Source organism: Pseudomonas sp. PDM20, assembly GCF_014852575.3.
GTDB lineage: Bacteria > Pseudomonadota > Gammaproteobacteria > Pseudomonadales > Pseudomonadaceae > Pseudomonas.
This window is the reverse complement of sequence record NZ_CM181224.1, coordinates 4,966,736-4,989,536: the sequence shown is the minus strand read 5'-3', so window position 1 is coordinate 4,989,536 and position 22,801 is coordinate 4,966,736. Positions and strand designations below refer to the sequence as shown.

The window sequence follows — 22,801 nt, the reverse complement described above, 5'->3', positions numbered from 1 at the left end:
CCGATGCGCGATTACCCGTGGCTGTACGAATACTGCCTGAACCGCTTCGGCTCGGTCGAAGCGCTGGAAGCCCGTCTGCCGCAGGCCAGGTCTCCGGCCCAACTGGCGGCGGTCAGTGATGATCGCTACCTGTCGCTGATCAGCCTGCGCATCTTCCGCGCGGGGCTCAAGCACAGTCTGGTGGACGCCAAGTGGCCGGCCTTCGAGGAGGTCTTCTTCGGCTTCGATCCGGAGAAGGTCGTGCTGATGGGCGGCGAGCGCCTGGAAAACCTGATGCAGGACACTCGGCTGATCCGTCACCTCGGCAAGCTCAAGAGCGTGCCGCGCAACGCCCAGTTCGTCCTCGACATCGCTCGGGAATACGGCAGCTTCGGCAAACTGCTGGCCGACTGGCCGTCCAGCGATATCGTCAGCCTTTGGAAGCTGCTGGCCAAGCGGGGCAATCAGCTGGGCGGCATGTCCGCGCCGCGCTTCCTGCGCATGGCCGGGACGGACACCTTCGTTCTCAGCGATGATGTGGTCGCGGCGCTCAAAGCCCAGGAAATCGTCGACAAGACGCCGACCAGCCTGAAGGACCTGGCGCTGGTTCAAACTGCGTTCAACACCTGGCAGGAACAAAGTGGCCGTCCGCTGTGCCATATCTCGATGATGCTGTCGTACACGGTCAATCACTGACGCGCGGCCCGGCCGCGAGGGAGGGGCGCATGGCTTCGGCCGTCGAACGCACCGGCGCGGCACTGGCCCGCGCCGAACGCATCCTGGTGATCACTGGCGCCGGGCTGTCCGCGGACTCGGGCATGCCGACCTATCGCGGCCTGGGCGGTCTTTACAACGGACGCACGGCGGAAGGGATACCCATCGAGGTGGCGATCTCCGGCCCGATGCTGCAGAAGGACCCGGCGTTGTGCTGGAAATACCTGGCTGAACTGGGCAAGGCCTGTCTCAATGCGCAGCCCAACGCCGGCCACGATGCCATTGCGGAACTGCAACGGCTCAAGCCGGAGTGCTGGGTGCTGACGCAGAACATCGATGGCTTCCATCGTCGTGCTGGTTCGCCGTCGGAGCGGCTGATCGAGATTCATGGCGAGCTGGCGCCGCTGTACTGCCAGTCGTGCGGTCTGGAAAGCAGCGAACTGGCCGGGCATCTCGATGGCCCGCTGCCGCCGAAATGCGCGCGCTGTGCAGGCGTATTGCGCCCGCCAGTGGTGCTGTTCGAGGAGATGCTGCCGGAGGAGGCGATCGACACGCTCTATGCGCAATTGCGCAAGGGATTCGATGCCGTTCTGCTGGTGGGGACCACTGCGAGCTTCCCCTATATCATCGAGCCGGTGCTGCGCACGCGGGACGCGGGAGGCTTTACCGCCGAGGTAAATCCGGGTCTGACCGACCTCAGTTCGGTGGTCGAAGAAAGAATGGTTGGTCGAGCCTTAGACATTATGCCGCGCCTGCTAAGTCACATTCCTCGATAAAAAACTTGCATTGGCCCCATTGAGCGGGCAAATTAGCCCGCTAATAAATGGAGCTAATGAGACACGGTCGTGCCCATGCTTAAACGCTTAGCACCCCTCGTGCCCATGAGTTTCGTTCTGCTGCTGGCAGCTTGCGCCAGCCATTCGCCGGAATCGCAGCCGAACCAGGTCGCTTCAGTGCCTGCCACTCGAGCAGCGTTCCAGGTCAATCAGCACAACATAGCGCTGATGAATGAGTCGCAGGACGAGGGGGCCAAAAACGATAACGGCAGTTCGACTGCCCATGTATCCGACATTCTGGATCGCGCGTTCTCGCTGATCGGTACGCCGTACCGTTTTGGCGGAAAATCCGAGCGGACCGGCTTCGATTGCAGCGGTTTCGTGGGCTATCTGTTCCGCGAAGAAGCAGGCATCAGCCTGCCGCGCTCCACGCGTGAGATGATCAACATGGATGTCCCGCTGGTCTCGAAAGAAGACCTACAGCCGGGCGACCTGATCTTCTTCAACAACCGTGGTCGCGGTCGGGTCAGCCATGCCGGCATCTACATCGGTGACGGACAGTTCATCCACTCCGCCAGCCGCCGTGGCGGTGGTGTGCGAGTGGACAGCCTGGACGAGAGCTACTGGCGCCTGAGCTATATGGAAGCCAAGCGCGTACTCGAGCCCGGCTTCGAGCCGAAGACAGTGACTCGCTAAACTTAAAGTTTTACTTTAAGTATTGCGCTCAACTCACTGTTGGTACAAAGTGATGGCACTCCTTGACGGGATGCCATCACATGCTCGTTCCTCAGCGCATCATTCTCCTCGCTGCTCTCGCCTCGCTGGCCGCCTGTGCCAGTCGTACCCCGCCGTCGCCGCCCCCCGTGGTGAATGCGCCCACTGCTCCCGTCTACAACACCCAGGCTGCTGACGATGTCCTGATCCGTGCCATTGGCCTGGTCGGTACTCCCTATCGCTGGGGCGGCAACACGCCCGACGGCGGATTCGATTGCAGTGGCCTGATTGGCTATGTCTACCGCGATGCCACCGGCCTGATGCTGCCGCGCTCCACCCGCGAGATGATTACCCTGCGCGCGCCCACCGTTGGCCGTGAGTCCCTGCAAAGCGGCGATCTTGTGTTCTTCGCCACCAGCGGTGGACGTGGCGTCAGCCATGCAGGTATCTATGTCGGGGAAGGGCGCTTCGTTCATGCGCCCAGAACGGGCGGGACCGTACGCCTGGACAGCCTTGACAGCGCCTATTGGCAGAAAGCCTTCCTGGAAGCCAAGCGTGTCCTTGCCGTGCAGAGTCTCGCCCTCCACCCCTGATCTTCAGGAGGGCCCATGACCACCCGCACGCTGAACCTGGACGACTCTCTCTACCAGTACCTTCTCGACGTTTCCCTGCGCGACTCCCCCGTCAAGGCACGCCTGCGCGCCGAGACGGCCAACCTGCCGATGTCCCGCTGGCAGGTCGCTCCGGAACAGGGGCAGTTCCTTGCCCTGCTGGTCAGGCTGACTGGCGCCAAACGCATCCTCGAGATCGGCACGTTCACCGGCTACAGCGCCCTGTGCATGGCCGAAGCTTTGCCAGAAGGCGGCCACATCCTCTGCTGTGATCTTCCCGGTGAGTACAACGAAATCGCTCGAGGCTACTGGCGTGACGCTGGCGTCGATTCGCGCATCGAACTGCGCCTCGGCCCCGCTCTGGCCACATTGGAGGCCCTGGTGGCTGGCGATCAGCAAGGCAGCTTCGACCTGGTCTTCATCGACGCGGACAAGGCGAACTATCCCGCCTATCTGGAGCACGCCCTCACCCTGCTGCGCGAGGGCGGCCTGGTGATCTTCGACAACGTGCTGTGGAGCGGACGGGTGCTGGAGACTAATCCGGAAAGTGCGGACACGCGGGCGATCCAGCAGCTCAACCTGGCGCTGAAGACGGATGAGCGCGTGGATTACTCGCTGGTGCCGATCGGCGATGGCATGAGCCTCTGCCGCAAGCGCTGAAATCCAGGCAGAAAAAAGGCACGCCAGTTGGCGTGCCTTTTTTGTTTCCTGCGCCTGAATCAGGCTACGTCGACCAGGATCACTTCGCTGTCTTCCAGCGCCGTGACCTTCGCCACCGTCTCGTCGGCGATGGCGGCACCGTCGCGGGCCTGCAGTTCGACACCGTTGACCTCGACCTTGCCGGTTGCCGGCACCAGGTAGGCGCGGCGACCGTTGCCCAGTTCGTACTCGGCGGTCTGGCCAGCCTTCAGAGTGGCGGCGACCAGGCGGCCTTCGGCGCGGATGCGCAGGGCGTCGGTGTCGTTCTCGTAGCCGCTGGCCAGGGTCACGAAGCGCCCCGCTCGGTCGCCTTTCGGGAAGGGTTTGGCGCCCCAGGACGGCGTGCCGCCGCGTACCGAAGGGATGATCCAGATCTGGAAGATCTTGGTGACATCCTTCTCCAGGTTGTACTCGGAGTGCACGATGCCCGAGCCTGCGCTCATCACCTGCACATCGCCCGCTTCAGTACGGCCCTTGTTGCCCAGGCTGTCCTGGTGGGTGATCGCACCCTGGCGGACGTAGGTGATGATTTCCATCTCGCGGTGCGGGTGCGGCGGGAAGCCGGTGCCGGCGGCGATTTCGTCATCGTTCCAGACGCGGAGGTTGCCCCAGTCCATACGCTCGGCGTCGTAGTATTCGGCGAAGGAGAAGTGGTGCTTGGCGTTGAGCCAGCCGTGGTTGGCGCCGCCGAGTTGCTGGAAGGGTCTGCGTTCGATCATGACTTAGTCCTCGTGGGGCGCGGCTGGCCGGTGGGCCAGTCCGCGCGGTTCATGGGACTATCTTCTCTCGCACTTGATCGATAAAAAAGCGCAAATATCGGCGTATATTGATCGAATAATTAGATTTTATTCGGCTGCGCGCTTCTCACCCTGGTCGAGGAACTTGCTGAGGAACTGGCGAGTGCGCTCTTCCCGGGGATGGGCGAACAGCGCCTTGGCGTCTCCCTGTTCGACGATCACGCCTTTGTCGATGAAGATCGCCCGGTTCGCGACGTCGCGGGCAAAGCTCATCTCGTGGGTGACGATGACCATGGTGCGCTTTTCCTGGGCCAGGCCGCGGATGGTCGACAGGACCTCCCCGACCAGCTCCGGGTCCAGTGCCGAGGTGGGCTCGTCGAACAGGATCACGTCCGGCTGCATGGCCAGGGCGCGGGCGATGGCGACGCGCTGCTGCTGGCCGCCGGAGAGGCGCTTGGGGTACGAGTCTTCCTTGCCCGCCAACCCGACCTTCGCCAGCAACTGGCGCGCGCGCTCGATGGCCTGGGCGCGGGGCTCCTTCTTCACGATGATCGGGCCTTCCACCACGTTCTCCAGCGCGGTGCGGTGGGGGAACAGGTTGAAGTTCTGGAAGACGAAGCCCACGTGCTGGCGCAGCTTGCGGATCAGCCCCTGCTGGCCGCTGAGCGGCCTGGATGCGTCGATGAGTATGGCACCGACCTTGATGGTTCCGCCGTTGGGCGCCTCCAGCAGGTTCAGGCAGCGCAGCAGGGTGGTCTTGCCCGAGCCGCTGGGGCCGATGATCGCGACCACTTCGCCGGCCTCGACGGTCAGGTCGATGCCCTTGAGCACCTCCTGGCCGCGGAACTGCTTGGTCAGCTGGCGTACTTCGATCATGCGTCGTGCTCCTGGTCATGGCGGTTGACCCGGTCTTCCAGGCGGTTCTGCAGGTGCGACAGGATGCTTGCGAGGATCCAGTAGATAAGCGCCGCAGCGAGGTACATGGTGAAGACCTCGAAGGTGCGTGCGGTGATCAGCTGGGCCTGGCGGAACAGTTCCGGGACCTGGATGGTGGCGGCCAGGGCGGTGTCCTTGACCAGCGAGATGAAGCTGTTGCCCAGCGGCGGCAGGGCAGTGCGCGCGGCCTGCGGCAGGATCACCCGGCGCAGGGTCTCGGCACGGGTCATGCCGATGCTGGCGGCGGCTTCCCACTGGCCTTTGTCGATGGAGCCGATGGCGGCGCGGAGAATTTCGCAGACGTAGGCGGCCATGTTCAGCGAGAAGCCGATCAGCGCCGCCGGCAGCGGGTCGAGTTCGATGCCGGCCTGGGGCAGGCCGTAATAGATCATGAAGAGCTGGACCAGCAACGGCGTGCCGCGGAAGAACGACACGTAGATGCGCGCGATCCAGCGCACGGGGGTGAAACCGTACAGGCGCATCAGCGCCAGAACGAATCCGAGCAGCAGTCCGAAGAACATGCCGCCTACGCTGAGGACTACCGTGAAGACCGCGCCCTTCAACAGGAAGGGCGCGGAATCCAGCGCAAGCTGCAGGCTTTCTTCGATCATTGGGTGACGTCAGCCTGGAACCACTTCTCCGACAGTTTTTTCAGCGTGCCGTCGGCCCTGAACTTCTCGATGGCCTTGTTCAGCGCCGCGAGCAATTCGGGGTTGCCCTTGCGCAGGGCGATGCCGGCTTCCTGGCGGGCGAAGGGGGCGCCGGTCAGCGCCATGGCGCCCTTGGTCTTGTTGACCATGTCGAAGGCCGCCAGACGGTCCACCAGGATCACGTCGATGCGGCCACTGCGCAGGTCCTGGAACTTGGTCGGGTCGTCTTCGTAGGTCCGCACGTCAGCCTGCGGCACGTGTTCGCGCAGCCACTGTTCGTAGTTGGTGCCCAGGCCCACGCCGACTTTCACGCCCGCCAGTTTCTCCGGCGCGTCGTACTTGCCTTCGTCACCCTTGCGCACCAGCGCCTGGATGCCGGAAACGGTATAGGCGTCAGAGAAGTCGTACTTCTTCTTGCGCTCCTCGGAGATGGTTACCTGGTTGATCACCAGGTCCAGTCGCTTGGACTCCAGCGCGGCGAGGATGCCGTCCCACTTGGTTGGCTGGAGCTTGGCGGTGACGCCCAGTTCCTTGGCGATCAGGTGGGAGAAGTCCACTTCGAAGCCGGCGAGTTTGCCGTTCTCGTCCTGGAAGCTGAAGGGTGGGTAGGTGCCCTCGAGGCCGACGCGGACTTCGCCTTTCGACTTGATCTGGGCGAGCAGGTCGTCGGCGGCCTGGGCCTGGCCGAAGAGGCTGGCTCCGAGGGAGAGGGTCAGGCTGGCAAGCAGGAAGTGACGTCGTAGTGCGGAGAAGGTCATGGTGGTCCCCGTTTTTGGTGTTTTAAGCAGGTTAGTCAACGCGTGGCGACTATATGGGCAGAATCGTTATGCAATAAAATAATAAAAAATTACATACCTAGTTCTGATTATTAGGTAGGTCAATTCGCCGAATGGTAGGCGAACAGCGCCGGCGAACCTCCGGTGTGCAGGAACAGGATAGGCCCGGGTTTCACGAAGCGATCACGGCGGATGCCGTCGAGCAATCCGGCCATGGCCTTGCCGGTGTACACCGGGTCCAGCAACAGGCCTTCCTGGCTTGCCAGCAGGCGCACCGCCTCCAGCGTGCCGGCATTGGGTTCGCCGTAGCGCGGTCCGAAGTATTCGTCCCACAGTTGCACCTTCGGCAGGGCCGGCGCGTCGTGGCCGAGCAGTTCCAGCGTGCGTTCAACCAGCCCTTCGACTTTCGGTCGTTGTGCTGCGTCGGTACGCGAGACGGTCACGCCGATGACATCCAGTTCCGGCAGGGAATCGGCCAGGGCGATTGCCAGGCCGGCATGGGTTCCGGCGCTGCCGGAGGCGAGCACCACGGCGGAGAATTCCTGGCCACTGCCATGAATCTGCTCCGCCAGTTCCAGCCCGGCGCGCACGTAACCCAGGGCGCCCAACGCATTGGAACCGCCAATGGGCACGAGGTAGGGCTTGCGGCCTTCGCGGCGCAGGCGCTCGCCGGTTTGCGCCAGCATCTCGTCCGCGGTATCGAGGTTGGGTACGAGTTCGACTTCGGTGCCGAACAGGTCCAGCAGCAGGCGGTTGCCGTTACTCAGGTAGTTGTGGTCATCGGTGCCGATGGGGTTTTCCAGCAACGCCACGCAGCGCAGGCCCAGCTTCGCCGCGACAGCGGCAGTCTGGCGCACATGGTTGGACTGGATAGCCCCGGCAGTAACCAGCGTGTCGGCGCCGGCCTTCAGGGCATCGGCGGTGAGAAACTCCAGCTTGCGTACCTTATTGCCGCCCAGGGCGAAGGGCGTCGTGTCATCGCGCTTCACGTACAGCTCGCGGCCCAGCTGTGCGGACAGCCGCTCCAGCTTGTCCAGTGGCGTCGGGCCGCCGGCCAGGTCGAGTCGGGAAAAGCCGGCGAGGGCTTCGCGCAGGGAGCTCATGGCGGGTTCTCGGAGTGACGGCGGGATGCGTCACGATAGAGCGCGCGCGGGGCGGCCGCAATGTGGCCGGCGGCCGCGTGACGCCGACCTGCACGGGAATGTCGCGCGACGATCCGCGAACTTGCCGTGGGAATCTCCGGAGGCTGTGAATCAATGTGCGGACAGCGGCGCAGCGAACCGCTACGCTCCACGCTCAGATCCGGAAGCCATAACCGGGCGATAACGAAAACAGGAAAACCAGGGCGGGAAATCCGATGATATCAGCAGTACTTTCACGCGCTTCGTTGCAACGCTGGACGCTTCAGCTACTCGGCGCACTGGCCCTGATGCTGGGGCTGAGCAGCCCGGCGCTGGCCGACCGGGTGATTCCCTCGGGGATGATGGTGGGTTTCGTCGATAGCGCGGTGTACCCGGTGATCACCCTCAAGCGGCCGAAGCCGAGCCTGTTGCGCCAGGTGATCACCATCGGGCTGTACAAGAAGACCATCAGCTACCCGCTGTCGGTCACCATCCGCATCCGCGACGAGAATAACCGCTTCATGGTCTACGGCATGCTGCCGAAGATCACCGGCAAGTTCGTCGGCATCAAGATGGGCCTGGATAGCCGGATCAGCCAGATCTGGGTGATGACCGAAGCGGAAGCGACCGAGTACGTGACCCGTCCGGACACGCTGTTCCCGCCGACGAGTTGATGGCTTTGCTTGCGGGTTGAAGGTCTGCCCACGCCGCTCGTGCGGGCGGGCAGCCGGAAGAGGGCGACTTCGGCTATCATGTGCACCGTTTCAAACCTTTCAGAACCGGTCTACCCATGACGTCCTCTCAGCAGCCGCCCCGCGACGAAAGCGCCGACAACGCGCAGGAACAACCCAAACTCTCCCTGGCCGAGCTGGCCAAGGCCGCCCTTGCTGCGCAGCAGCAGGCGAAAACCGCCTACCAGCATCGCAAGCCTCATGACCAGGCCGAGTACCGCCCGCCGCATCCGCGCGGCTCGCGTCGCTCGATGGGCAAGCGCTGAGGCAACCTCTCGTCTGAAACACCGTCAGCCGGCGCTCTTGCGGGGGGGGCTGGCTGAACTGCGGCGACCGGCATCGGTCGTATCCGCATCGGCCTTGCCATGCTGGCTGGCCATTCCCGCTCTCGCGAACCCGTCACGGATAGACACCTGCGCCCTATGCCCCGGCAGAAGGGGCGCCTCGCGTCCAAGGAGAATCCATGAAAGTCCTCGTTCCCGTCCTTTCCCTGCTGGCGCTCGCCGGCTGCATCACCATGACCGGCAATTACGAAGTCAGCGCCCGTGACGAATCCGGCAAGGCCCTGAGCAACGGCAAGTTCCTCGCCCACGGCAGCGGCATCTATACGGTGCGCAACTCACTCTGCTCGGTCTATCCGAAGGCCATCGTCACCATCAAGGACGTGGAAACGGACCAGGAGCTGGAGGGCGAAAGCCCCTACCACTGTCGCTGAGCCCTCTTACGGGGCAGGTGGCGTGAGCTTCTGCATCTGCCCCTGCTGCAACGTCCACTCCACCACCTGCGCGGAAAGTTGGTCGGCCGCCTTGCCGAAGGCGCTGACCACTTCGGGTACCTGCTTGCCGTCCACCGGCTGGCGGACTTCGAAGGTGCGCGAGGCGACGATGCGCTGGCCGAGGGTGCGCACCAGGCGCGCGTCGTAGCGGATGTGGATCACCGGCTGGCCGTTCTGGTACTCGCTCTGGAAGGCGCGCAGCTCGCCGGTCAGGTCGAGGTCGGCCTGCAGGCTGGCTTCGTCGCTGCTCAGGGCGCGCACGCTGCCGTTGGCGGTGAAGGCGTCGAGCAGGCGGTCACGCAGCAGGCCCGGTGCGCGGTTGCTCCAGCGCGCGCCCTGGTAGCTGCTCAGCTGGTTGCCCTGCGGGACTACGGCGATGCGGTTGCTGTCCAGCGCCAGGCTGGCGTTGGGGGCGCTGACGCGCAGCGACCAGTTGACCGCCGCATTGCTGCGCGCGGGTTGCTGGGTGGCGGGCAGCAGGTAGAAGTCCGGGCTCTCCGCTTCCGGGAGAATCGAGCAGGCGCCCAGCAGGCTGACCAGGGCGGCGACACCGAGCAGGCGGGGAAGGGCGGTCATGGCTGGAACTCCTTGTTGCGCTCGCGGCCGAGCAGGTAGCCGGTGGGATTCTCCTGCAGGCGGCGGGTGACGCCGCGCAGGTCTTCCAGGGTGGAGCGCAGTTCGCGGATCGCCGGGCCGATCTCGCCCAGGCCATTGAGGCCGCCATTCACCGAGTCGTAGTTGCTGCCCAGCAGTTGTTCCACGCGTTCGCTGCTGGTGCGCAGGGAGGCGAGGGTCTTCTGGGTGTCGTCGAGGATGTCCTGGCCCTTGCCGCCCAGAGTCTGGTTGGCCCGTTCGAGCAGCTGGCTGGCGTTGGCCAGGGTGATGCGCGCCTGCTCGCTGGCGGCGGCCAGTTCCTTGAAGGTCTGGCGGATGTCGTCGCGCTGCTCGGCGACCACGCCGGTGGCCTGGTCGATGTGGTCCAGGGTACGGCTGATGCGGTCGACGTTCTCCTGGGAGAACATGCGGTTCACGTTGTTGATCAGGTTGTTGATGTTGGTGGCGATGTCTTCGCCGTTGGCCAGCAGCTTGGCGAAGGGCGAGGGGATGGTCTTGATCACCGGCACCTCGCCGTCCTTGCTGGCCAGCGGTGGGCTGTCCTGGGCGGCGCTGGAGAGCTGGATGATGGCCTGGCCGGTGACGCCGGTGAGGGCCAGCTTGGCGCGCGTGTCTTCGCGGATCGGCGTGCTGTCGTAGACGCGGATGCGTGCGCGGACCTTGCGCGGGTCGTTCGGGTCCAGGCGCAGGGACACCACGTCACCCACGCGGATGCCGCTGTACTGCACGGTGCCGCCCTCGGACAGGCCGGTCACCGCCTCGTTGAAGATCACGTCGTAGATCTTGTACTTCTGGTCGTTGCTCGACTGCGCCAGCCACAGGGCGAAGAGCAGCGCGCCGATCGACACGACCAGGGTGAACAGGCCGATCAGCACGTGATGGGCACGGGTTTCCATTCAGCTTTCCTCCCGCAGGTGTTCGGTGGCCTGCAGCGCAGCACGGCCGCGCGGGCCGTGGAAGTAGTCCTGCACCCAGGCGTCATCGGTCTGGGCGACCTGGTCCAGTGGCCCCACCACCAGCACGCGTTTCTGCGACAACACGGCGACGCGGTCGCAGATGGTGTAGAGGGTGTCCAGGTCGTGGGTGACCAGGAACACGGTGAGGCCGAAGGCGTCGCGCAGGGTCAGGATGAGTTGGTCGAAAGCCGCCGCGCCGATGGGGTCGAGGCCGGCGGTGGGTTCGTCGAGGAACAGGATGTCCGGGTCCAGCGCCAGGGCGCGGGCCAGGGCGGCGCGCTTGACCATGCCGCCGGAAAGCTCGGCCGGGTATTTGCCGCCGGCATCCGGCGGCAGGCCGGCGAGGGAAATCTTCACCTTGGCCATGAACTGCGCATCGGCGCGGGACAGCCCGGCATGCTCGATCAGCGGCAGGCAGATGTTCTCGCTCACGGTCAGCGAGGAGAACAGCGCGCCGTTCTGGAACAGCACGCCGAAGCGCCTTTCCAGCTTCGAGCGTTCCAGCGGCGGCAGCGCCGGCAGGTTCTGCCCGAAGACATGCACGCTGCCTTCGCTGGGCTGGCGCAGGCCGATGATGCTGCGCAGCAGCACCGATTTGCCGGTGCCCGAGCCGCCGACCACGCCGAGGATCTCGCCCTTCATCACGTCGAGGTCCAGGTGCTCGTGCACGGCGTGGGTGCCGAAGCGGTTGGCGAGGTCGCGGACGACGATGATCGGTTCGCTCACCAGCCCATCTCCATGAAGAACAGCGCGAAGACCGCATCCAGCAGGATCACCACGAAGATCGACTGGACCACGCTGGAGGTGGTGTGCTCGCCCACCGACTGCGCGCTGCCGCTGACGCGGAAGCCTTCCAGGCAGCCGATCACGGCGATGATGAAGGCGAACACCGGGGCTTTGACGATGCCGACCAGGAAGTGCTGCACGGCAATGTCGTTCTGCAGCATGTAGAGAAACATGCGCGGCGAGATATCCAGGGCGAGGGCACAGACCACGCCGCCGCCGAAGATGCCGGAGATCATCGCCAGGAAGGTCAGCATCGGCAGGGTCAGCAGCAGCGCCAGCACCCGCGGCAACACCAGCAGTTCCACAGGGTCCAGGCCCAGGGCCTGGATGGCGTCGATTTCCTGGTTGGCCTTCATCGAGCCGATCTGCGCGGTGAAGGCACTGGCGGTGCGGCCGGCGAGCAGGATCGCGGTGAGCAGCACGCCGAATTCGCGCAGGAAGGAGAAGCCCACCAGGTCGACGGTATAGATCTGTGCGCCGAATTTCTGCAGCACCGTGGCGCCAAGGAAGGCCACCACCGCGCCGACCATGAAGGTCAGCAGGGCGACGATGGGCACGGCGTCCAGCCCGGTTTCCTCCATGTGCGCGGCCAGCGAGGTGAGCCGCCAGCGTCGCGGGCGCAGCAGGTTGTGCAGCAGCGTCTGCAGGGTCAGGCCGATGAAGCCGAGCAGGCCGACCAGGTGCTCGCGGAAGGTCAGGGTGGCGATGCCGATGCGTTCCAGCACGTCGACCAGCGCGTTGCCGGGCTCTGGCGCCTTTTCGTCCAGGCGGCACTGGGTGATGGCGCTGCCGACGGCGCGCAGCAATGCCTGGCGCTCGGCGGGGAGGTTGCGGGCGATCTGTTCCAGCTGGCTCATGCGCGCGCCGCCGATGATCTCGGCGAGCAGTGCGGCGCCGGCGGTGTCCAGCGCGCCGAGGCCGGCGAAGTCCAGCGCGGCGGGGGACTCGGCGTGACGCTGGGCGGCTACCTGGGCTTCCAGCGCGGAGAAATGCGCGAGCGTCCAGTCGCCGCTGACATGCATCAGCGGTGGGCTGGCGGAGGTGTCGAGCTGAAGCTGGCCGGGCTGGGCGGTCATCGTCATGGTTCGCATTCTAGCGGAGTTACACAGTGCCATGATTGGACAGGTGTGTCGCATTGTAGAGCGGCCGCCTGCTGCTGGGACAAGCCCGGCGACATCCTGTTCAATTGACGCCCCAGGCCGCCAGCCACTAAGCTGCGCGCCTGCTTCAGGTGCTCTCGGCGCAAGCCGCGAGTGAAACAGGGAAGCCGGTGAAATCGATGCGCAATCGACCATTCCGGCGCTGCCCCCGCAACGGTAAGCGAGCTTCGAACCGCAGACAGCCACTGTGCCACGGCATGGGAAGGCGCGGTTCATCGACAGCCTCACGGCGTCACTCGCAAGCCCGGAGACCGGCCTGCTGCATCGCATGGCATCGCGGGAGGCGCTGCCGACGTCGGCGCTGCGCGCCGCGCGTTGCCGTCCTCCGCCTGCCCCGACTGGTCAGTGCCGCGCGGGTGAGAGCGGCGGAGAATCCTTCAGGTGAAATCCCTATTCCCCAGGTCGACAGCCTCTGTGCTGGGCGACCTCTGCCGCATGGCGCTTCTGCGCGCCTGTGGTTCATCCCTGCCTGTTCCATTCCTCGTTCGCTGCCACCCGGCCGGCAGCCTGACGCCTGCGCAATTCGTTTCAGGAGCAACCACCCATGACTGAATCCCCGGAAAAGGACGAGCGCCATCGCTCGCGCATGCAGCGCAAGAAGGCAGTGATCGACGAGAAGATCGCCCAGGCCCAGGGGGAGCGCGGCGTGTTCCTGGTCAACAGCGGCAACGGCAAGGGCAAGAGCAGCTCGGCCTTCGGCATGGTCGCCCGCGCACTGGGCCACGGCATGAAGGTGGGCGTGGTGCAGTTCATCAAGGGTGCCGCGACCACGGGCGAGGAGGCGTTCTTCCGCCGCTTCCCCGAGGAAGTCAGCTTCCATGTGATGGGCGAAGGCTTTACCTGGGAAACCCAGGACCGCCAGCGCGACATCGCCAAGGCGCAGTTCGCCTGGGACGTGGCGCGCCAGCTGCTGGCCGACCCCGAAGTCGGCCTGGTGGTGCTGGACGAGGTGAACATCGCCCTCAAGCACGGCTACCTGGAGCTGGACACCGTGCTGGCCGACATCGCCGCCCGTCCGCCCATGCAGCATGTGGTCGCCACCGGCCGTGGCGCGCAGCCGGCGATGCTCGAGGCCGCCGACACCGTGACCGAGATGGGCCTGGTGAAACACGCCTTCAAGGCCGGCATCAAGGCACAGAAGGGGGTGGAGTTCTGATGCTCGTGGCTGGCCCTCACCCCAGCCCTCTCCCAGGGGGAGAGGGGGCCGTTCGGCGTGTACCGGGAGATCGGCACTCGCCGGCCGGCCCTCTCAGCGGACGATTGGGTCGCGCGAGGGCCGATCGATCCATGCCAGCGTTGCATGGAGCACCTGACTGCCCCCTCTCTCTCCGAGCGGGGCACGCAGCCAGGGCTGGGGTGAGGGGGCTCTCTGCCCAACATTGGGAGCGCGCCCGATGACCTCGCGCCAATGCCCCGCATTGCTGATCGCCGCCCCCGCTTCCGGGCAGGGCAAGACCACCGTGACCGCCGCCCTGGCACGCCTGCACACACGCCTCGGGCGCAAGGTGCGGGTGTTCAAGTGCGGCCCGGACTTCCTCGACCCGATGATCCTCGCCCGCGCCAGTGACGCGCCGGTCTACCAGCTGGACTTGTGGATGGTCGGCGAGGAAGAGAGCCGTCGGCTGCTGTGGGAGGCCGCCGGCGAGGCCGACCTGATCCTCATCGAAGGCGTGATGGGCCTGTTCGACGGCTCGCCGTCTGCGGCCGACCTGGCGCGGCGCTTCAATGTGCCGGTGATGGCGGTGATCAACGGCCAGTCCATGGCGCAGACCTTCGGCGCCATGGCCGTTGGCATGGCGACCTACCAGAGCGACCTGCCGTTCTCCGGGGTGCTTGCCAACCGTATCGGCAGCCAGCGTCACCGCGACCTGGTGCGCGACAGCCTGCCGGAGTGGATTCGCTGGTATGGCGCGCTGCCGCGCGATACTGAAGTGGAGCTGCCCAGCCGACACCTCGGCCTGGTGCAGGCCGACGAGCTGGCTGACCTCGACGCCCGCCTGGACGCCGCCGCCGATGCCCTGGCGGCCAGCGCCAGTACCGAGCTGCCGCTGCCGGTGAGCTTTGCCGCACCCGAGCCGCGCCGCGAATCGTCCCGCCTCGATGACGTGCGCATCGGCGTGGCGCGGGACAACGCCTTTGCGTTCCTCTACCAGGCCAATCTCGACCTGCTGCGTGCGCTGGGTGCCGAGCTGGTGTTCTTCTCGCCGCTGCGTGATGACGCGTTGCCGGAAGTGGACAGCCTCTACCTGCCCGGCGGCTACCCGGAACTGCACCTGCAGGCGCTGGCCGGGAACCGCGCCATGGCCCAGGCCATCCACGCGCATCACGAGATGGGCAAGCCGATCCTCGCCGAGTGCGGCGGCATGCTCTATCTGCTCGATGCGCTGACCGATGTGGCTGGTGAACGCGCCGCACTGCTCGGCCTGCTGCCGGGCGAAGGGCGCATGCAGAAGCGCCTCGCCGCGCTGGCGCTGCAAGCGGTGACGTTGCCCGAAGGCACCCTGCGCGGGCACACCTTCCACCATTCGTTGCTGGACAGCAGCGAGGAGCCGCTGGCCCGTGGCGTCTGCCCCAACGACAAACCGGTGGCCGAAGCGGTGTTTCGCTGTGGCCGGCTCACCGCCTCCTACATCCATTTCTACCTGCCGTCCGACCCGGACGCCGCAGCCGCCCTGCTGAGACCATGACCGAGCACGCCTACAGCCTTGAGGAGCGCGCCGCGCTCTACCGCGCCATTGCCGAGCGCCGCGACATGCGTCATTTCAGCGGCGGCGAGGTGGCGCCCGAACTGCTCGCGCGCCTGCTCGAAGCGGCGCACCAGGCACCCAGCGTCGGGCTGATGCAGCCGTGGCGGTTCATCCGCGTCACCTCGCGGGAGCTGCGCGAAGCGATCCATGGGCTGGTGGAGGCGGAGCGCGTGCGCACCGCCGAGGCACTGGGCGAGCGTTCCGACGAGTTCATGCAGCTGAAGGTCGAGGGCGTGCTCGACTGCGCCGAAGTACTGGTGGCCGCGCTGATGGAGGGCCGCGAGGCACATGTATTCGGCCGTCGCACGTTGCCGCACATGGACCTGGCCTCGCTGTCCTGCGCCATCCAGAACCTCTGGCTGGCCTCGCGCGCCGAAGGCCTGGGCATGGGCTGGGTATCGCTGTTCGACCCCGCCGCGCTGGGCGAACTGCTCGGCCTGCCAGTGGGCGCCGAGGCGGTGGCGGTGATCTGCCTTGGCCCGGTCAGCGAGTTCTACCCGGCGCCGATGCTGGCCCTGGAAGGCTGGCGCCAACCGCGCGCGCTCAGCGAGCTGCTGTACGAGAACCACTGGGGAGAACAGCCATGAGCCTGGCCCTGCTGAGCGTCCTCGGCGTGGTGCTGGATGCCCTGTTCGGCGAACCGAGACGCTGGCACCCGCTGGTGGCCTTCGGGCGTCTGGCGGATCGGCTGGAGCGGCGTTTCAATCGCTCCCGCGCCGACGCCGGCAAGGACACCCCCGGCCTCGGCTGGCGCAGCCACGGCGTCACTGCCTGGATCATCGCCGTCATCCCGCTGACCCTGCTCGCGCTGCTGCTCAGCTTGCTGCCCTATGTCGGCTGGGTCGTGCAGGCGCTCGCGCTGTACGCCGCGCTGGGCCTGCGCAGCCTGGGCGAACATGCCGAGCCGGTGGCACTGGCCCTGCGCGCCGGAGACCTGAACGAAGCGCGCCTGCGCGTGGGCTACATGGTCAGCCGCGAAACCGCCGAACTGGACGACACCGCCGTGGCCCGCGCCGCCACCGAGTCGGTGCTGGAGAACGGCAGTGACGCGGTGTACGCCGCCTTGTTCTGGTTTGCCGTGGCCGGTGCACCAGGCGTGGTGCTCTATCGCCTGAGCAACACTCTCGATGCCATGTGGGGCTACCGCAATGCGCGCTTCGAGCGCTTCGGCTGGGCCGCGGCGAAGATCGACGATGTGCTCAACTACATCCCGGCACGCCTGGTGGCCTTCACCTACGCTCTGCTCGGTCATACCCGGCTTGCCCTGCGTTGCTGGCGCGCACAGGCGCCGCAGTGGGACAGCCCCAACGCCGGCCCGGTGATGGCGACCGGTGCGGGCGCCCTGGGGGTATCGCTCGGTGGTTCCGCCCGCTACCACGGCGAACTCCACGAACGCCCGCAGCTGGGCGAAGGCCCGGCGCCGACCGCCGCGGACATCTGGCGCGCGCTGGCCCTGGTACGCCAGGGCGTGCTGCTGTGGCTGGTGGTCATCTTCATCCTGGGAGTGCTCTGATGCTCGAACATGGCGGCCGGTTGCGCAAAGCGGCGCAGCAATACGGTATTCCGCTCTCCGAGTGGCTCGACCTGTCCACCGGTATTTCGCCCTGGCCCTGGGCGCTGCCCAGCGTGCCGACAGCCGCCTGGATGCGCCTGCCCGAAGACGGCGACGGCCTGGAAGCCGCTGCGCGCCGCTACTACGGCGCCGAGAAGCTGCTGCCGCTGCCCGGCAGCCAGGCGGCGATCCAGTTGCTGCCACGCCTGCGCCGGCCGGGCAAGGTCGGCGTGATCTCACCCTGTTATGCCGAGCACGCCGAGTCCTGGCGCGCCGCCGGACACATCCTGCGCGAGGTCAGCGACCAGGAGGTCCCTCATCACCTGGAGCGCTTCGACGTGCTGGTGGTGGTCAACCCGAACAACCCTACCGGTCGGCGCATCGAGGCCGGCGTGCTGCTGGAGTGGCACGCGCGCCTGCAGGAACGCGGCGGTTGGCTGGTGGTGGACGAAGCCTTCATGGACTGCACGCCCGAGCACAGCCTGGCGCCCAGCTGTGCGAGCCGTCCGGGACTGATCGTGCTGCGTTCCTTCGGCAAGTTCTTCGGCCTCGCCGGGGCCCGGCTGGGCTTCGCCTTCGCCGAACCGCGCCTGCTGGATAGCCTGGCGAAACTGCTCGGCCCCTGGGCGGTGAGCGGCCCGACGCGGTGGATCGCGCAGGCCGTGCTGGGCGAGTTCCAGGAACAGATCCAGCGCCGCCGCGACCTGCATGAGGCGAGCCGGCATCTGGCCGGGCTGCTCGGCGAACACGGGTTCGCCCCGCAGGGCGGCACGGCGCTGTTCCAGTGGGTGGTCTCCATGCGCGCCCACGCGCTGCGCGATCACCTGGCGCGCCAGGGCATCCTCGTGCGCCTGTTCGAGACGCCCGGCAGCCTGCGCTTCGGCCTGCCGCCGGACGAGAAGGGCTGGGAGCGCCTGGAGCACGGCCTGCGCACCTTCAACCAGATGGAGAGCCTGCGTTGAGCACGCTGATGGTGCAGGGCACGACCTCGGATGCCGGCAAGAGCACGCTGGTGACGGCGCTGTGCCGCTGGCTGCGCCGACAGGGCGTGGCCGTGGTGCCGTTCAAGCCGCAGAACATGGCCCTGAACAGCGCGGTGACCGCCGACGGCGGCGAGATCGGCCGCGCCCAGGCGGTTCAGGCGCAGGCCTGCCATCTGGCGCCGCACACCGACATGAACCCGGTGCTGCTCAAGCCCAACAGCGACACCGGCGCCCAGGTGATCATCCACGGCCGCGCGGTGACCAGCATGAATGCCGTGGCCTACCACGACTACAAGCGCGTGGCGATGCAGGCGGTGCTCGAATCCCACCAGCGCCTCAGCGCGCAGTACGCGGTGGTGATGGTGGAGGGCGCGGGGTCGCCGGCGGAGATCAACCTGCGCGCCAACGACATCGCCAACATGGGCTTCGCCGAGGCGGTGGATTGCCCGGTGATCCTGATTGCCGATATCGATCGTGGCGGCGTGTTCGCCCATCTGGTCGGCACCCTGGAGCTTCTTTCCGAGAGCGAACGGGCACGGGTGAAGGGCTTCGTCATCAACCGTTTCCGCGGTGACATCGCGTTGCTGCAGAACGGCCTCGACTGGCTGGAAGAGCGTACCGGCGTGCCGGTGCTTGGCGTGCTGCCCTACCTGATGGACTTCCATCTGGAAGCCGAGGACGCCATCGATACCCGCCAGACCGCCAAGACCGGCGAGCGCCTGCGCGTGGTCGTGCCGGTGCTGCCGCGCATCAGCAATCACACCGACTTCGATCCGCTGCGCCTGCACCCGCAGGTCGAACTGAGCTTCGTCGGCCCCGGCCAGCCGATCCCGCCGGCGGACCTGATCATCCTGCCTGGCTCCAAGAGCGTGCGGCCGGACCTGGCCTTCCTCCGCGCCCAGGGTTGGGAAGAGGCAATCCGCCGTCACCTGCGCTACGGCGGCAAACTGCTGGGCATCTGCGGCGGCTTGCAGATGCTCGGCCGCACCCTGGCCGACCCGTACGGGCTGGAAGGTGCGGCGGGGGAGAGCGACGGCCTCGGCCTGCTGGATTTCCGCACCGTCCTCGAACCGGAGAAACAGCTGCGCAATGTCAGCGGCCAGCTGGCGCTGGAGGACGCGCCGGTGAGTGGTTACGAGATTCATGCCGGCGTCAGCGAAGGCCCGGCGCTGGCGAACCCGGCCGTGCGCCTGAGCGATGGCCGCAGTGACGGTGCGCTGAGCGCCGACGGGCAGGTGATGGGGACTTATCTGCACGGGCTGTTCGAGTCCAGCGCATCCAGCTCGGCGCTGCTGCGCTGGGCCGGGCTGCGCGAGGTGCAGAGCATCGATTACCACGCCCTGCGCGAACGCGACATCGAGCGCCTGGCCGATCAGGTCGAGGCGCATCTGGATACGGAAAAATTGAGTCGGCTGTGCGGACTGTAGGGCGGATGACCGTTCGCGGTTATCCGCGGTTTCTGCTTGCCAGGGTTTCGGCGGATAACGCCTGCGGCGTTATGCGCCCTACGGCGGAGGTGCGCGATCCGAACGCCACCATCGCACAGCGTAGGATGGGTGGAGCGGAGCGATACCCATCAATTCCCTGCTGCGATGCGATGGGTATCGCAGGCTCCACCCATCCTACAGGGACGTCGTCATTGCGGAGAGTCCATGCTTGAACTGATCCTCGGCGGCGCCCGTTCGGGCAAGAGCCGCCTGGCCGAACGCCTGGCGGCGGAAAGCGGCCTGCCGGTCACCTACGTCGCCACGGCCCAGGCCGGCGACGGCGAGATGTCCACGCGCATTCTCCAGCACCGCGAGCGTCGTCCCGAACACTGGGGCCTGGTGGAAGAGCCGCTGGCCCTGGCCGACGCGCTGGAGCGCCTGGCGGCGCCGCAGCAGTGCGTGCTGGTGGACTGCCTGACCCTGTGGGTCACCAATCTGCTGATCCATGAAGACGGCTGGCGCCTGCGCGGCGAGATCGACGCGCTGCTGGAAACGCTGCCGCAACTGCCCGGACGCATCATTCTGGTCAGCAACGAAACCGGGCTGGGCGTGGTGCCGATGGGCGAGCTCAGCCGCCGATATGTCGACGAGGCCGGCTGGCTGCACCAGTCCCTGGCCGAGGTCAGCGAGCGCGTGGTGTTCACCGTCGCCGGCCTGCCCATGGTGTTGAAGGGGGAAGCGTTATGAGTCTGCAATGGTGGCTGCAAGGCACCCAGCCGATCGACCGCGTGGCGCAGGACAAGGCCGCCGCGCGCCAGGACCAGTTGACCAAGCCGCGCGGCGCGCTGGGCCGGCTGGAAGAGGAAACCATCCGCCTGGCCGGGCTGCAGGGCCGTGAGCGGCCGACTCTGGAACACATCTGGATCGCCCTGTTCGCCGGGGACCACGGTGTGGTCGCCGAAGGCGTGTCGGCCTATCCGCAGGCGGTGACCGTCGAGATGCTGCGCAACTTCGTGCGCGGCGGGGCGGCGATCAGCGTGCTGGCCCGCGACCTCGACGCGCGCCTGGAGGTGATCGACCTGGGTACTGCCACACCACTGGAGCCGCTTCCGGGTGTGCTGCATGTGATGGTCGGCGCCGGTACCGCGAACTTCACCCAGGAGCCGGCGATGAACGCGGCCCAGTGCCTGATCGCACTGGAAGCCGGCCGCGAATCCGTGCGCCGCGCGCAGCAGGCCGGTGCGGAGCTGTTCATCGGTGGCGAAATGGGCATCGGCAATACCAGCTCGGCGGCGGCTCTCGCCTGCGCCTTGCTGGACGAACCGGCACAGGCGCTGGTCGGCCCGGGCACCGGGCTGGATTCGCAGGGCGTCGCACGCAAGGTCGACGTGATCGACCGCGCACTGGCGCTGCACCGCGCCCACTGCGACGAGCCCTTCGAGGCCCTGTGCCGTCTCGGCGGTTTCGAGATCGCCGCGCTGGTGGGCGCCTATCTCGCCTGCGCGCAGAAGGGTATTCCGGTGCTGGTGGACGGTTTCATCTGCACCACCGCCGCGCTGTGCGCCACGCACCTGAACCCCGGCTGCCGCGACTGGCTGTTGTTCGCCCACGCTGGTGCCGAGCCGGGACACAACCGCGTGCTGGCCGCGCTCGACGCGCAGCCACTGCTCGACCTCGGCCTGCGCCTGGGCGAGGGCAGCGGCGCGGCGCTGGCAGTGCCGCTGCTGCGTCAGGCATGTCGGTTGCACAGCGGCATGGCGACCTTCGCCGAGGCTGCGGTGTCGGATCGCCCTGCATGACACTGCGCCTGGAATTGCTGCGTCACGGTGAGACCGAACTCGGCGGTGGCTTTCGCGGCCGCCTGGACGATGCGCTGACCGAAACCGGCTGGGCGCAGATGCGCGACGCGCTGGGCGATGAGTGCCGCTGGTCGGCACTGGTCAGCTCGCCTTTGCAGCGTTGCGCGGCTTTCGCCGAGGAGCTGGCGGCGCGCCATGGCTTGCCGCTGGGCTTCGAGCCGGGCCTGCAGGAGCTGGATTTCGGTCAGTGGGAAGGCATTTCGCCAGCTAAGCTGATGGAGAGCGATGCCGCGGCGCTGGAGCGGTTCTGGAACGATCCATACGCCTTCCCGCCACCCGGTGGCGAGGCCATGGGTGACTTCGAATCCCGCGTCTTCGCGGCGCTGCAGCGTCTCTACCAAGCCCACGCCGGATCGTCCGTGCTGGTCGTCACCCACGGCGGTGTGATGCGCCTGCTCGGCGCGCTGGCCAGCGGCCTGCCGGCCAGGCGCCTGTTGGAAGTGATGGTGGCCCACGGCGAATGCATGGCGCTGGACGTGACCCGCGACGGCGACGGCTGGCGCATCCACAAGGCAAGCAATTGATGAACGACCCGCACCGGGACCGCGAGCAAGAGGCACCCGAGCCCGCCGAGCAGAGCGGGGCGGACGCGCACGCCGCCCACCTCAGCGACTGGCTGCTGCCGCTGGTGGCATTGCAGTTCCTCACCCGCCTGCCGGTGCGGCTGGGGCATATGCCGACGCCCGAACAGTTTGGCCGTGCCACCCTGTATTACCCGCTGGTGGGTCTGCTGATCGGTGCCGTGCTGTTCGCCATGGGCGAGTTGCTCAGTGGCGTGCACCTGCTGTTGCAGGCGGCGCTGATCCTGCTGGTGTGGGTGGCTTTCACTGGCGCCCTGCACCTGGACGGCCTGGCCGATTCGGCCGACGCCTGGATCGGCGGCCTGGGTGATCGCGAACGTACCCTGGCGATCATGAAGGACCCGCGCTGCGGTCCGGCGGCGGTGGTCGCGCTGGTGCTGTTGCTGCTGCTGAAGTTCGCGGCGATCACCGCGATCCTTGGCAATCACCAGCACTGGGGTTTGCTGCTGGCGCCCTGGCTGGGACGTTGTGCGCTGCCGCTGCTGTTCTACACCACCGACTATGCGCGCAAGGGCGGGCTGGGCCAGGCGCTGGCCGATCATCTGCCGCGCGGCGCGATGCCGTGGATGCTGGCGGCCAACGCGGCGCTGATGGTGCTGGTGGGCCTCACCGGTCTGCTGGCGCTGGTGGTCGCGCTGGTGGTGTTCGTCTGGCTGCGCAGCCGCTTCATCGCCCGCCTGGGCGGTACCACCGGGGATACCTCCGGGGCGATGCTGGAGATGATCGAGTGCGCCGTGCTGGTGGCCTTGGCGCTCTGATCTCGCCTTGCCACGAGCCTGGCCTGGACATCCTTGTAGGATGGCGTGGAGCGCAGCGATACCCATCACTGCTCATGCACCGACCGCATGGGTATCGCAAGCTCCACCCATCCTACGTTCTCGATACCCTGCGCCGCCGGAGCAACCCTGTAGGAGCG

General features: G+C 66.7%; 27 protein-coding genes and 1 riboswitch. Of the genes, 18 read left to right on the top strand and 9 right to left on the bottom strand.

From position 1 onward, the window contains the following. The first annotated feature begins 3 nt into the window (after positions 1 to 3). The 5 genes from IB261_RS22945 (at position 4) to IB261_RS22925 (ending at position 3,454) form a co-directional block, all read left to right on the top strand. A complete protein-coding gene (locus tag IB261_RS22945; protein WP_192381080.1) occupies positions 4 to 675 on the top strand; it encodes a DNA-3-methyladenine glycosylase I in 672 nt (223 codons plus the stop codon). Positions 676 to 704: 29 nt separating this feature from the next. Then, entirely contained in the window at positions 705 to 1,469 is a 765-nt protein-coding gene (locus tag IB261_RS22940) for an NAD-dependent deacylase (protein WP_081520106.1), read from the top strand. A gap of 69 nt (positions 1,470 to 1,538) precedes the next feature. Further along, positions 1,539 to 2,165, top strand: coding sequence for a C40 family peptidase (locus tag IB261_RS22935; protein WP_139791663.1), 627 nt, complete (start codon positions 1,539 to 1,541; stop codon positions 2,163 to 2,165). Between the two features lie 80 nt (positions 2,166 to 2,245). After that, positions 2,246 to 2,776 carry a C40 family peptidase gene (locus IB261_RS22930; protein WP_081520108.1) on the top strand — a complete coding sequence of 177 codons (531 nt, stop codon included), beginning with the start codon at positions 2,246 to 2,248 and terminating at the stop codon, positions 2,774 to 2,776. A gap of 15 nt (positions 2,777 to 2,791) precedes the next feature. Next, a complete protein-coding gene (locus IB261_RS22925) occupies positions 2,792 to 3,454 on the top strand; it encodes an O-methyltransferase (RefSeq protein ID WP_192381081.1) in 663 nt (220 codons plus the stop codon). Positions 3,455 to 3,513: 59 nt separating this feature from the next. Here IB261_RS22925 and IB261_RS22920 read toward each other — a convergent pair whose 3' ends face one another. From IB261_RS22920 to IB261_RS22900, 5 genes are all read right to left on the bottom strand, one after another. Next, positions 3,514 to 4,212: a pirin family protein gene (locus IB261_RS22920; protein ID WP_192381082.1), complete on the bottom strand. Its 699-nt coding sequence runs from the start codon at positions 4,210 to 4,212 to the stop codon at positions 3,514 to 3,516. Between the two features lie 126 nt (positions 4,213 to 4,338). Next, positions 4,339 to 5,106, bottom strand: coding sequence for an L-cystine ABC transporter ATP-binding protein TcyN (tcyN, locus tag IB261_RS22915; RefSeq protein ID WP_081520112.1), 768 nt, complete (start codon positions 5,104 to 5,106; stop codon positions 4,339 to 4,341). Further along, the gene (gene tcyL, locus IB261_RS22910) at positions 5,103 to 5,774 is read right to left on the bottom strand and encodes a cystine ABC transporter permease (RefSeq protein ID WP_171049556.1); all 672 of its coding nucleotides are present in this window, start codon (positions 5,772 to 5,774) and stop codon (positions 5,103 to 5,105) included. The genes tcyN and tcyL overlap by 4 nt, the downstream gene beginning before the upstream one ends. Further along, positions 5,774 to 6,574, bottom strand: coding sequence for a cystine ABC transporter substrate-binding protein (gene tcyJ, locus IB261_RS22905; protein WP_081520114.1), 801 nt, complete (start codon positions 6,572 to 6,574; stop codon positions 5,774 to 5,776). Before tcyJ ends, tcyL begins: the two co-directional genes overlap by 1 nt. A 119-nt stretch (positions 6,575 to 6,693) precedes the next feature. Then, positions 6,694 to 7,695, bottom strand: a complete 1,002-nt coding sequence (locus tag IB261_RS22900; RefSeq protein ID WP_192381083.1) for a D-cysteine desulfhydrase — start codon at positions 7,693 to 7,695, stop codon at positions 6,694 to 6,696. A gap of 284 nt (positions 7,696 to 7,979) precedes the next feature. Here IB261_RS22900 and IB261_RS22895 point away from each other — a divergent pair, with 284 nt between their 5' ends. From IB261_RS22895 to IB261_RS22885, 3 genes are all read left to right on the top strand, one after another. Further along, complete coding sequence (locus tag IB261_RS22895) at positions 7,980 to 8,387, top strand: hypothetical protein (protein ID WP_225605911.1); 408 nt, start codon at positions 7,980 to 7,982, stop codon at positions 8,385 to 8,387. Positions 8,388 to 8,503: 116 nt separating this feature from the next. Further along, positions 8,504 to 8,710, top strand: coding sequence for a hypothetical protein (locus IB261_RS22890; RefSeq protein WP_045210393.1), 207 nt, complete (start codon positions 8,504 to 8,506; stop codon positions 8,708 to 8,710). A 197-nt stretch (positions 8,711 to 8,907) separates the two neighbouring features. Continuing rightward, positions 8,908 to 9,159: a hypothetical protein gene (locus tag IB261_RS22885; protein WP_151188007.1), complete on the top strand. Its 252-nt coding sequence runs from the start codon at positions 8,908 to 8,910 to the stop codon at positions 9,157 to 9,159. Between the two features lie 6 nt (positions 9,160 to 9,165). Here IB261_RS22885 and IB261_RS22880 read toward each other — a convergent pair whose 3' ends face one another. From IB261_RS22880 to IB261_RS22865, 4 genes are read right to left on the bottom strand one after another with little or no spacing between them, the layout of a single operon-like run. Beyond that, a complete protein-coding gene (locus IB261_RS22880) occupies positions 9,166 to 9,795 on the bottom strand; it encodes an ABC-type transport auxiliary lipoprotein family protein (RefSeq protein WP_192381084.1) in 630 nt (209 codons plus the stop codon). Continuing rightward, entirely contained in the window at positions 9,792 to 10,730 is a 939-nt protein-coding gene (locus IB261_RS22875; protein ID WP_081520119.1) for an MlaD family protein, read from the bottom strand. Before IB261_RS22875 ends, IB261_RS22880 begins: the two co-directional genes overlap by 4 nt. After that, positions 10,731 to 11,516 (bottom strand): ABC transporter ATP-binding protein, encoded by a 786-nt coding sequence (locus IB261_RS22870; RefSeq protein WP_088416459.1) that lies wholly within the window; start codon positions 11,514 to 11,516, stop codon positions 10,731 to 10,733. Continuing rightward, entirely contained in the window at positions 11,513 to 12,658 is a 1,146-nt protein-coding gene (locus IB261_RS22865) for an ABC transporter permease (protein ID WP_192381085.1), read from the bottom strand. The genes IB261_RS22870 and IB261_RS22865 overlap by 4 nt, the downstream gene beginning before the upstream one ends. 130 nt (positions 12,659 to 12,788) lie before the next feature. Then, a riboswitch (cobalamin riboswitch) is annotated at positions 12,789 to 13,010 on the top strand. A 270-nt stretch (positions 13,011 to 13,280) separates the two neighbouring features. Between IB261_RS22865 and cobO the strand changes: the two genes are divergently transcribed. The 10 genes from cobO to IB261_RS22815 all read left to right on the top strand — a co-directional run bounded on the left by cobO (position 13,281) and on the right by IB261_RS22815 (position 22,643). Further along, on the top strand, positions 13,281 to 13,892 hold the full coding sequence (cobO, locus tag IB261_RS22860) for a cob(I)yrinic acid a,c-diamide adenosyltransferase (RefSeq protein WP_081520122.1): 612 nt from the start codon (positions 13,281 to 13,283) through the stop codon (positions 13,890 to 13,892). Positions 13,893 to 14,130: 238 nt separating this feature from the next. Then, positions 14,131 to 15,423, top strand: coding sequence for a cobyrinic acid a,c-diamide synthase CobB (locus IB261_RS22855; protein WP_151188004.1), 1,293 nt, complete (start codon positions 14,131 to 14,133; stop codon positions 15,421 to 15,423). After that, a complete protein-coding gene (gene bluB / locus IB261_RS22850) occupies positions 15,420 to 16,070 on the top strand; it encodes a 5,6-dimethylbenzimidazole synthase (RefSeq protein WP_192381086.1) in 651 nt (216 codons plus the stop codon). The genes IB261_RS22855 and bluB overlap by 4 nt, the downstream gene beginning before the upstream one ends. Then, positions 16,067 to 16,996: an adenosylcobinamide-phosphate synthase CbiB gene (cbiB, locus tag IB261_RS22845; RefSeq protein WP_151188002.1), complete on the top strand. Its 930-nt coding sequence runs from the start codon at positions 16,067 to 16,069 to the stop codon at positions 16,994 to 16,996. The genes bluB and cbiB overlap by 4 nt, the downstream gene beginning before the upstream one ends. Continuing rightward, on the top strand, positions 16,996 to 17,997 hold the full coding sequence (cobD, locus tag IB261_RS22840) for a threonine-phosphate decarboxylase CobD (protein WP_192381087.1): 1,002 nt from the start codon (positions 16,996 to 16,998) through the stop codon (positions 17,995 to 17,997). The genes cbiB and cobD overlap by 1 nt, the downstream gene beginning before the upstream one ends. A gap of 8 nt (positions 17,998 to 18,005) precedes the next feature. Beyond that, positions 18,006 to 19,445 (top strand): cobyric acid synthase, encoded by a 1,440-nt coding sequence (locus tag IB261_RS22835; RefSeq protein WP_192381441.1) that lies wholly within the window; start codon positions 18,006 to 18,008, stop codon positions 19,443 to 19,445. A gap of 225 nt (positions 19,446 to 19,670) precedes the next feature. After that, the gene (gene cobU, locus IB261_RS22830) at positions 19,671 to 20,192 is read left to right on the top strand and encodes a bifunctional adenosylcobinamide kinase/adenosylcobinamide-phosphate guanylyltransferase (RefSeq protein ID WP_081520128.1); all 522 of its coding nucleotides are present in this window, start codon (positions 19,671 to 19,673) and stop codon (positions 20,190 to 20,192) included. Then, the gene (gene cobT, locus IB261_RS22825) at positions 20,189 to 21,244 is read left to right on the top strand and encodes a nicotinate-nucleotide--dimethylbenzimidazole phosphoribosyltransferase (protein WP_192381088.1); all 1,056 of its coding nucleotides are present in this window, start codon (positions 20,189 to 20,191) and stop codon (positions 21,242 to 21,244) included. Before cobU ends, cobT begins: the two co-directional genes overlap by 4 nt. Continuing rightward, positions 21,241 to 21,828 carry an alpha-ribazole phosphatase family protein gene (gene cobC, locus IB261_RS22820; protein WP_081520130.1) on the top strand — a complete coding sequence of 196 codons (588 nt, stop codon included), beginning with the start codon at positions 21,241 to 21,243 and terminating at the stop codon, positions 21,826 to 21,828. Before cobT ends, cobC begins: the two co-directional genes overlap by 4 nt. 92 nt (positions 21,829 to 21,920) lie before the next feature. Next, positions 21,921 to 22,643, top strand: a complete 723-nt coding sequence (locus IB261_RS22815) for an adenosylcobinamide-GDP ribazoletransferase (RefSeq protein WP_225605946.1) — start codon at positions 21,921 to 21,923, stop codon at positions 22,641 to 22,643. The last annotated feature ends 158 nt before the right edge of the window (positions 22,644 to 22,801 follow it).

Bases quoted from the DNA above. Each gene is read 5' to 3' on its own strand.
- IB261_RS22925 (WP_192381081.1), top strand. From the start codon at position 2,792: ATGACCACCCGCACGCTGAACCTGGACGACTCTCTCTACCAGTACCTT.
- IB261_RS22940 (WP_081520106.1), top strand. From the start codon at position 705: ATGGCTTCGGCCGTCGAACGCACCGGCGCGGCACTGGCCCGCGCCGAA.
- IB261_RS22835 (WP_192381441.1), top strand. From the start codon at position 18,006: ATGGTGCAGGGCACGACCTCGGATGCCGGCAAGAGCACGCTGGTGACG.
- IB261_RS22865 (WP_192381085.1), bottom strand. From the start codon at position 12,658: ATGACGATGACCGCCCAGCCCGGCCAGCTTCAGCTCGACACCTCCGCC.
- cbiB (WP_151188002.1), top strand. From the start codon at position 16,067: ATGAGCCTGGCCCTGCTGAGCGTCCTCGGCGTGGTGCTGGATGCCCTG.
- cobT (WP_192381088.1), top strand. From the start codon at position 20,189: ATGAGTCTGCAATGGTGGCTGCAAGGCACCCAGCCGATCGACCGCGTG.
- IB261_RS22930 (WP_081520108.1), top strand. From the start codon at position 2,246: ATGCTCGTTCCTCAGCGCATCATTCTCCTCGCTGCTCTCGCCTCGCTG.
- IB261_RS22900 (WP_192381083.1), bottom strand. From the start codon at position 7,695: ATGAGCTCCCTGCGCGAAGCCCTCGCCGGCTTTTCCCGACTCGACCTG.
- IB261_RS22920 (WP_192381082.1), bottom strand. From the start codon at position 4,212: ATGATCGAACGCAGACCCTTCCAGCAACTCGGCGGCGCCAACCACGGC.
- IB261_RS22885 (WP_151188007.1), top strand. From the start codon at position 8,908: ATGAAAGTCCTCGTTCCCGTCCTTTCCCTGCTGGCGCTCGCCGGCTGC.
- IB261_RS22855 (WP_151188004.1), top strand. From the start codon at position 14,131: ATGACCTCGCGCCAATGCCCCGCATTGCTGATCGCCGCCCCCGCTTCC.
- tcyN (WP_081520112.1), bottom strand. From the start codon at position 5,106: ATGATCGAAGTACGCCAGCTGACCAAGCAGTTCCGCGGCCAGGAGGTG.
- cobO (WP_081520122.1), top strand. From the start codon at position 13,281: ATGACTGAATCCCCGGAAAAGGACGAGCGCCATCGCTCGCGCATGCAG.
- cobU (WP_081520128.1), top strand. From the start codon at position 19,671: ATGCTTGAACTGATCCTCGGCGGCGCCCGTTCGGGCAAGAGCCGCCTG.
- bluB (WP_192381086.1), top strand. From the start codon at position 15,420: ATGACCGAGCACGCCTACAGCCTTGAGGAGCGCGCCGCGCTCTACCGC.
- IB261_RS22880 (WP_192381084.1), bottom strand. From the start codon at position 9,795: ATGACCGCCCTTCCCCGCCTGCTCGGTGTCGCCGCCCTGGTCAGCCTG.
- IB261_RS22890 (WP_045210393.1), top strand. From the start codon at position 8,504: ATGACGTCCTCTCAGCAGCCGCCCCGCGACGAAAGCGCCGACAACGCG.
- cobD (WP_192381087.1), top strand. From the start codon at position 16,996: ATGCTCGAACATGGCGGCCGGTTGCGCAAAGCGGCGCAGCAATACGGT.
- cobC (WP_081520130.1), top strand. From the start codon at position 21,241: ATGACACTGCGCCTGGAATTGCTGCGTCACGGTGAGACCGAACTCGGC.
- tcyJ (WP_081520114.1), bottom strand. From the start codon at position 6,574: ATGACCTTCTCCGCACTACGACGTCACTTCCTGCTTGCCAGCCTGACC.
- IB261_RS22945 (WP_192381080.1), top strand. From the start codon at position 4: ATGCGCGATTACCCGTGGCTGTACGAATACTGCCTGAACCGCTTCGGC.
- IB261_RS22875 (WP_081520119.1), bottom strand. From the start codon at position 10,730: ATGGAAACCCGTGCCCATCACGTGCTGATCGGCCTGTTCACCCTGGTC.